This is a genomic window from Klenkia sp. PcliD-1-E, from assembly GCF_024124375.1.
GTDB lineage: Bacteria > Actinomycetota > Actinomycetes > Mycobacteriales > Geodermatophilaceae > Klenkia.
The window spans coordinates 1-7,789 of sequence record NZ_JAMXRZ010000159.1 but is presented as its reverse complement, the minus strand read 5'-3'; the positions used below and the strand labels follow the sequence as shown (position 1 = coordinate 7,789).

Genomic DNA, 7,789 nt, shown 5'->3' with positions numbered 1-7,789 from the left:
CGGCGGGGTGTTCCGCGCCGTCCGGGCGGTGCACGGCCCGGTGCCCGGCGCCCGGCTGGCCGGCTGAGCGCCCGGGCCGTGGTCGCCCCGCGCCCCGCCGCGCCCTAGGCTCGGGCAGTCCCCGGGCCCACCCGGGGTCGTGGGGGATGGGGTAATCGGCAGCCCGCCGGCCTTTGGAGCTGTGCAGTCTCGGTTCGAGTCCGAGTCCCCCAGCTGGTCCGCCGAGTCGTCCAGGGGAGATCCGTTGGCACAGCCCGCCCAGACCGTCGCCGCCGTCGTCGTGCTGGCGGCCGGACAGGGGACGCGGATGCGTTCCCGCACACCGAAGGTGCTGCACGCCCTCGGCGGGCGCAGCATGCTCGGCCACGTGCTGGCCGCGGCCCAGCCGCTGGGGGCGGGCGCCACCGTCGTCGTGGTCGGCTCCGGGCGCGACCAGGTCGAGGCGCACCTGGCCGACGTCGCCCCGCACGCGCGGACCGTGGTGCAGGAGCAGCAGAACGGCTCGGGCCACGCCGCGGCGCTGGCCCTGGACACCCTCACCGGGCTCAGCGGCGCCGTGCTGATCGTCAACGGCGACGCCCCGCTCCTGCGGGCCTCGACGATCGCGGCGCTGGTGGAGGCGCACCACGGGGCCGGCGACGTGCTCACCGTGCTCACCGCCGACGTCCCCGACCCGACCGGGCTCGGCCGCATCGTGCGCGACGGCACCGGCCAGGTGACCGCGATCGTGGAGGAGCGCGACGCCGGTCCCGAGCAGCGCCGGATCACCGAGGTCAACGCCGGGGTGTACGTCGGCGACGGCGCCGCCGTCCGGGCCGCGCTGGCCCGGGTCGGCGCGGCCAACGACCAGGGCGAGCAGTACCTCACCGACGTCCTCGGCCTGCTGGTCGGCGACGGCGCGCAGGTCGGGGGCCACCGCGCCGAGGACGCCGAGGACACCCTCGGCTGCAACGACCGCCGCGAGCTCGCTGCCCGCCGGCGCACGCTGAACGACCGGGTGCTCGACGAGCTGATGCGCTCCGGCGTCACCGTGGTCGACCCGGCCACCACCTGGGTCGACGTCACCGTCGAGGTGGGGCAGGACGCCGTGCTGCACCCGGGCGTGCAGCTGCTGGGGGCCACCGTGGTCGCCGCCGGGGCCGAGGTCGGGCCGGACAGCACGCTCACCGACACCGAGGTGGGGGAGGGCGCGCGGGTGGTGCGCGCCCACGCCGAGCTCGCCGTCGTCGGGCCCGAGGTGTCCGTGGGGCCCTTCGCCTACCTGCGGCCGGGCACCCGGCTGGCCCGGGGCGCCAAGGTGGGCACGTTCGTGGAGACCAAGAACGCCCAGGTGGGCGAGGGGTCGAAGATCCCGCACCTGTCCTACGTCGGCGACGCCACCATCGGCGAGGGCACCAACATCGGGGCGGCCACCGTCTTCGTCAACTACGACGGCGTGGCCAAGCACCACACCACGATCGGCTCGCACGCCCGAACCGGTGCCGACAACATGTTCGTCGCGCCGGTCACCGTGGGGGATGGCGCCTACACCGCCGCCGGGTCGGTGATCACCTCCGACGTCCCGCCGGGGGCGATGGGTGTGGCCCGGGCCACCCAGCGGAATGTGGCAGGCTGGGTGGGCCGCCGCCGGCCGGGGACGGCGGCCGCCGCGGCGGCCGAGGCGGCCACCGGCAGGACCTCCGACGACGCCCAGGGGACCCAGTCATGAGCGCGATCACGCAGACGCCGACCAAGAGCCTGATGCTCTTCAGCGGCCGGGCCTTCCCCGAGCTCGCCGACGAGATCGGCGGCCACCTGGGCGTGGCGCCGACGCCGACGTCGAGCTACGAGTTCGCCAACGGCGAGCTCTACGTGCGGTTCGAGGAGTCCGTCCGCGGGTCGGACGCCTTCATCGTGCAGAGCCACACCTCGCCGGTGAACACCTGGCTGATGGAGTCGCTGCTCATGGTCGACGCGGCCAAGCGCGCCTCGGCCAAGCGCATCACCGTCGTCGCCCCGTTCTTCCCCTACGCCCGCCAGGACAAGAAGCACCGCGGCCGCGAGCCCATCTCTGCCCGGCTGGTGGCCGACCTGTTCAAGACCGCCGGCGCCGACCGCCTGATGTCGGTCGACCTGCACACCGCGCAGGTGCAGGGGTTCTTCGACGGCCCGGTCGACCACCTGTTCGCCATGGACCTGCTGATCGACGAGGTCAAGCGCAAGTGGGGCGACCGCGACCTGACCGTGGTCTCGCCGGACTCCGGCCGGGTCCGGGTCTCCGAGCGCTGGTCGGACAAGCTCGGCGGCACCCCGCTGGCCTTCATCCACAAGACCCGCGACATCACCCGGCCCAACGAGGTCGTCGCCAACCGCGTGGTCGGCGAGGTCCGGGGCCGGGTCTGCATCCTGGTCGACGACATGATCGACACCGGCGGCACGATCACCAAGGCCGCCGAGACCCTGTTCAACGAGGGGGCCGCCGACGTCGTCATCGCCGCCACCCACGGCGTGCTGTCCGGCCCGGCCGTCGACCGGCTGAAGAACAGCCGGGCGGCCGAGGTGCTGATCACCAACACGCTGCCGGTCCCGCCGGAGCGGCAGTTCGACAAGCTCACGGTGCTCTCCATCGCCCCGCTGCTCGCCCGGGCGATCAAGGAGGTCTTCGAGGACGGCTCGGTGACCAGCCTGTTCGACGGCGCCTCGTGACCCTGGGGTAGTCTCTGCGGCTGTTGCCCGGCGAGGGAGCGTCCGCTCCGTGATCGACGTGCGTGTGCCTCCCAGCGAGTGGTGCGCCCGTCGTGCGCCGGCACCCACCAGCTGATCTGCGAGGAGCACACCACCGTGGCTGATTTCCGTCTCGAGGCCGAGACCCGCACCGAGTTCGGCAAGGGCAGCGCCCGGCGCACCCGGCGTGCCGGCCGGATCCCCGCCGTCCTGTACGGGCACGGCCAGGACGTCGTCCACCTGTCGCTGCCGGCCCGCGAGTTCGCCGCGGCGCTGCGCAACGGCGGCAGCAACGTCCTGCTGACCGTCGTCCTGGACGGCAAGGAGCAGCTCGCGCTGACCAAGGCCGTGCAGCGCGACCCGCTGACCCGCGTCCACGAGCACGTCGACCTGCTGGTCGTCCGCCGCGGCGAGAAGGTCACCGTCGACGTCCCGGTCACCGTCACCGGCGACGTCGCGCCCGAGACCATCACCAACTTCGAGCTCAACACGATCTCGATCGAGGTCCCGGCCACGAACATCCCCGAGAACGTCGAGGTCGACGTCGAGGGCCGCGCGGCCGGGCAGGGCATCACCGCGGGCGAGGTCACCCTGCCCGAGGGCGCCACCCTGCTCACCGACCCCGAGGCCCAGGTCATCGGCTTCCTGGCCGCCCCGACCGCCGAGGCCCTCGAGGCCGAGCTGGAGGCCGCCGAGGCCGAGGCCGGCATCGAGCGCGAGGAGTCCGACGCCGACGGCGACGTCGTCCCCGAGCCCTCCGACCAGGGCAGCGGCGAGTCGATGGAAGCCGCCGGGAACTCCGCGGACGCCTGAGCGGTCCGTTGACCGAGAGCACGACCCGCAGGGGCGCCGGCACCGCCGGCGCCCCTGCGGCGTCCCCGGAGCCCCCCGCCGGACCCTTCCTGGTCGTGGGGCTGGGCAACCCCGGTCCCGGCTACGCCGGCAACCGGCACAACGTCGGCGCGATGGTCCTGGCCGAGCTGGCCGCCCGCGCCGGCGTGAAGCTGTCCCCCGGCAAGGGCCCGCGGGCGCGGTCGGCCTCCGGGGACGGCCGGCTCGCCGGACGGCGGGTCGTGCTGGCCCAGCCGGGCACGTACATGAACGAGTCCGGCAGCCCGGTGAAGGGCCTGCTCGACTACCACTCGATCGACCCCACCTGCCTGGTCGTCGTGCACGACGAGCTCGACCTGGACTTCGAGGTGGTCCGGCTCAAGCGCGGCGGCGGCGAGGGCGGCCACAACGGCCTGCGCTCCATCTCCCGGTCCACCGGCACCCGTGACTACCTGCGCGTGCGGGTCGGCATCGGCCGGCCGCCCGGCCGGCAGGACCCGGCCGACTTCGTGCTCAAGGACTTCTCCGCCACCGAGCGCAAGACCCTCGACCTGCTGGTGGGCGAGGCCGCCGACGCCGTCGAGCTGCTGCTGGAGAAGGGCCTCGAGGCGGCGCAGAACGTGGTCCACCCACGTCGGTGACTCGATTCACAGCAGTTTCGTAGCTCGTCCGGGTGGTCTCGCGACCGAAGTCGTTGACGGTGCGTCACGAAATCCCCAGGGTTGTCGTTGCACTGCGTGGGGTCCTGCGAGTTGGTTGCTCGGGTGGACTCGCAGCATCGGCCTGGACCTGGGGAGTGACACGTGGCCACGAGCAAGTCGGCGTCGCCTGCGGCCGACGGGGGCGACCGTCCCGGCCGCCGTTTCGACGACCGTCCGGTCGGACCGATGGACCCGAGCGCTCTCGCCGTGAGTGCTCGTGCCACGAAGCAGCGCGAGCTGGACCGTGCTGCTGAGGTGGCCGCCCAAGCCGCGATCTCCGGCATCGACAGCGACGCGCTGTTGGCCCACAGCTCGGTCCGCCCCATCAGGCAGCAGCGACCGGTCCCGTCGCGGCGTTCCCTCGGCGGGCCGCGGCTGGTGGCCGGTCAGAACCGTCGCGCCACCGACCGCGGCCTCGCGTACGTCGCGGTCGGGCCCGCGTACGACCCCTACTCCGCGCGCCGTCGTCGGACCCCGGAGTGGCTGGTCAACTACACCGCCAGCTTGGTGGTCGGGGACGCTGCGGTCGCTGGTCTCGTCCTGCTCGGGATGGCCAGCGTGGGGGACCGCCAGTGGTTGTCCACCGCGTCGGGTGTTCTGGTGGCAACGGCCTGGGTGGCCGCCCTCGCGCTCGCCGGGGCCTACGGCGAGCGTCGCCTCGGGACGGGCGCGTCCGAGTACCACCGGGTGCTCCTGGGCGGGATGGCCGGCACCGCAGCTCTGGGGATGCTCCTCGCTGCCAATCCCGACGTCTCGCTGGGGGACCTGGTCCTGGTCGCGATGCCTGCGGTGACAGTGCTCAGCATCCTCGGCCGCAACCTGCAGCGGCGCCGTCTCCACCGGGCGCGGCGCCAGGGCCACATGGCGAAGCGCGTGGTCGTGGTCGGCAGAGAGGTGGCGCTCGTCGACCTCGTGACGAGGCTGCGTCGAGATGCTGCCGCAGGCTGGCAGGTCATCGGGGCCTGCGTCCCCGACCCCGCCAGTGCTGGTGGGCTGGGCAGGGAAGGTGTGCACGTCCTCGGCGGTCTGGACCACGTCGAGACCGTCCTGGGCAACGTCCGTGCCGACGCTGTGATCGTCGCCTCCACGAGCGAGACCGCGGCGGCCTACCTGCGCGAGCTGGCCTGGAAGCTCGAGGGGACCAACATCGACCTCCTCGTCGTGCCCGGTCTGATCGAGGTCGCCCCTGATCGTCTGCACGTCCGCCCGACGGTCAGCGTCCCGCTGATCCAGATCGACGAACCCGACTTCTGGGGAATGCGGCGGGTCGTCAAGTCGGCGATCGACCGCACTGTTGCGTTGCTGGTGCTCATGCTCCTGGCCCCACTGCTGGTGGTCATCGCTGTCGCGGTCAAGGTGGACAGTCGGGGTCCTGTCTTCTACCGGCAGCGCAGGGTCGGGAAGCGTGGTCGCGAATTTGGGCTGCTGAAGTTCCGGAGCATGGTGGTCGGGGCGGACGCGGTCCTCACAGCTCTGGAGCAGGCGGACGACGGGAACGGTGTCCTGTTCAAGATGCGAGTTGACCCGCGGGTGACCGGGGTCGGTCGAGTGCTGCGCCGCTTCTCGCTGGACGAGCTGCCCCAGTTGCTGAACGTCCTGCGCGGTGAGATGTCGCTCGTCGGACCCCGGCCGGCTCTGGCCACGGAGGTCGCGCAGTACGGGGACGACATGCAGCGCAGATTGCTCGTCAAGCCAGGGGTGACTGGGCTCTGGCAGGTCAGCGGGCGGTCCGACCTGTCGTGGGACGAGTCCGTGGAGCTCGACGTCCGGTACGTCGAGAACTGGTCCCTGGGCAGGGACTTCTCCATTCTCTGGCGAACCGCACGAGCCGTCATGCATGGATCCGGTGCCTACTGATCACCCGGTCGAGTGCATGATCGACCACTCAGGGTCATAGCGCGCTGAGCTGCACCTTCAAGGCTGCCGTCGGGTTGTACGTTCCGCTCGACAATGCCGATGCGCACGTCATCATCCACCGCACGCCGCCGCGGAGTTGCTCGGTCGTGTACATCAGGACCCGTTGGAAGAGGGACAGATGAGCCGCACACGACGTGCGCAGGGACGGACCACAGATCGCCGCAGTTCGGTGCGTGGACACGGCCGGTCGCTGGCGGGCGTGCTCGCCTTCGCCATGGTCGTGCTCGGCCTGGGAGGCGGCGTCGCCCATGCAGCGTCGTGCTCGACCTCCTCGGTGAACGTGGTTGCCCACCCGGACGACGACCTGTTCTTCATCAACCCGGCCATCCTCCGCGAGCTCGCATCGGGTGGATGCGCCACGACGGTCTACGTGACCTCGGGTGATGCCGGCGGCCAGGACTCCTACTACCTGAGCCGTGAGAACGGGGTCCGCGCCGCCTACGCCACCATGGCCGGGACCACCAACGCCTGGACCACCTCACAGGTGACCGTGTCCGGGAAGTCCGTCACGCGGTCGGTGCTCGCTGGGTCCCCGGCAGTCTCCCTCTACTTCCTCCGCCTCCCAGACGGTTTCATGGACGGCTCCGGGAGCCCCCGGTCCGACTACCGGAGCCTCGAGCAGCTTGAGCTGGGCAGCACCAGCTCCATCAGCACCCTCGACAGCCCGACGCAGACGTACACGCGCAGCGAGCTGGTCGCGGTGCTGGCCGGGATCATGTCGTCGGCGTCGCCCACCGTCGTGCGCACGCTGGATGACCACGGCGCGTACGGCGACGGGGACCACAGCGACCACCACGCGGTCGCCCGGCTGGCCTCCGCTGCTCGCGCCGCTGTCGTTCCCGCGGTTGCGTTCTCCGCCTATCTCGGCTACCCAGCGACGGCATTGCCGCCGAACGTGTCCGGTGACGACCTCACTGCGAAGCAGAACGCGTTCTTCGCCTATGCGCCGTACGACCCCGGCTCGTGCACGAGCGCCGCCGAGTGCGCCTACGGCAGCTCCGGCGATTGGCTGGTGAGGAGCCACACGAACGACGAGACGTCCACGCCTCCGACCGTTCCGACCGGGACGAACCTTGCGGGTACGGCGACTGCCAGCGCTTCTTCGGAGAACTGGGCCGACGCGCAGACCGCGGTGAAGGCCATCGACGGCAAGACGGACGGCTACCCCGGGGACTACACCGCGGAATGGGCGACGACCGGCCAGGGCGCCGGCGCCTGGCTCGACCTCGCCTGGGCCTCGCCCGTCGAGCTGAACGGTGTCGTGCTGTTCGACCGGCCCAACCAGTGGGACCAGGTCACCGGGGCGACCCTGACGTTCTCCGACGGCCGGACGGTGTCGGTGCCGACGCTGGACAACGGCGGCGGGGCGACGTCGGTGACGTTCCCTGCTCGCACCACCACGTCGCTCCGGTTCACCGTGACGTCCGTGAGCAGCACGACCGGGAACGTGGGGCTCTCCGAGATCGAGGCGTGGGGCACGACGACGCCGCCGACCACGACGCCGCCGACCACGACGGCGCCGACCACGACGACGGCGCCGACCACGACGACGGCGCCGACCACGACGACGGCGCCGACCACGACGACGGCGCCGACCACGACGACGGCGCCGACCACGACGACGGCGCCGACCACGA

Annotated in this window: 6 protein-coding genes and 1 tRNA gene; all 7 read left to right on the top strand. The window is 72.1% G+C overall.

Going from position 1 to position 7,789, the window contains the following annotated elements:
* Nucleotides 1-140: 140 nt before the first annotated feature.
* Nucleotides 141-213 (top strand) — tRNA-Gln (locus NH342_RS20855).
* Nucleotides 214-244: 31 nt separating this feature from the next.
* Nucleotides 245-1,708: a bifunctional UDP-N-acetylglucosamine diphosphorylase/glucosamine-1-phosphate N-acetyltransferase GlmU gene (glmU, locus tag NH342_RS20850; protein WP_253017934.1), complete on the top strand. Its 1,464-nt coding sequence runs from the start codon at nt 245-247 to the stop codon at nt 1,706-1,708.
* A complete protein-coding gene (locus tag NH342_RS20845) occupies nt 1,705-2,685 on the top strand; it encodes a ribose-phosphate diphosphokinase (protein WP_253017932.1) in 981 nt (326 codons plus the stop codon). Before glmU ends, NH342_RS20845 begins: the two co-directional genes overlap by 4 nt.
* A 135-nt stretch (nt 2,686-2,820) precedes the next feature.
* Nucleotides 2,821-3,516, top strand: coding sequence for a 50S ribosomal protein L25/general stress protein Ctc (locus NH342_RS20840; RefSeq protein WP_253017930.1), 696 nt, complete (start codon nt 2,821-2,823; stop codon nt 3,514-3,516).
* 8 nt (nt 3,517-3,524) lie between these two features.
* On the top strand, nt 3,525-4,175 hold the full coding sequence (gene pth / locus NH342_RS20835) for an aminoacyl-tRNA hydrolase (RefSeq protein WP_253017928.1): 651 nt from the start codon (nt 3,525-3,527) through the stop codon (nt 4,173-4,175).
* A gap of 267 nt (nt 4,176-4,442) precedes the next feature.
* The gene (locus tag NH342_RS20830; protein WP_253017926.1) at nt 4,443-6,092 is read left to right on the top strand and encodes a sugar transferase; all 1,650 of its coding nucleotides are present in this window, start codon (nt 4,443-4,445) and stop codon (nt 6,090-6,092) included.
* Nucleotides 6,093-6,351: 259 nt separating this feature from the next.
* A partial coding sequence (locus NH342_RS20825; RefSeq protein WP_253017924.1) for a PIG-L family deacetylase occupies nt 6,352-7,789 on the top strand: 1,438 nt, incomplete at its 3' end.

What these genes read in the sequence shown, in the direction of transcription:
- NH342_RS20845 (WP_253017932.1), top strand. Translation starts at nt 1,705, where the DNA reads ATGAGCGCGATCACGCAGACGCCGACCAAGAGCCTGATGCTCTTCAGC.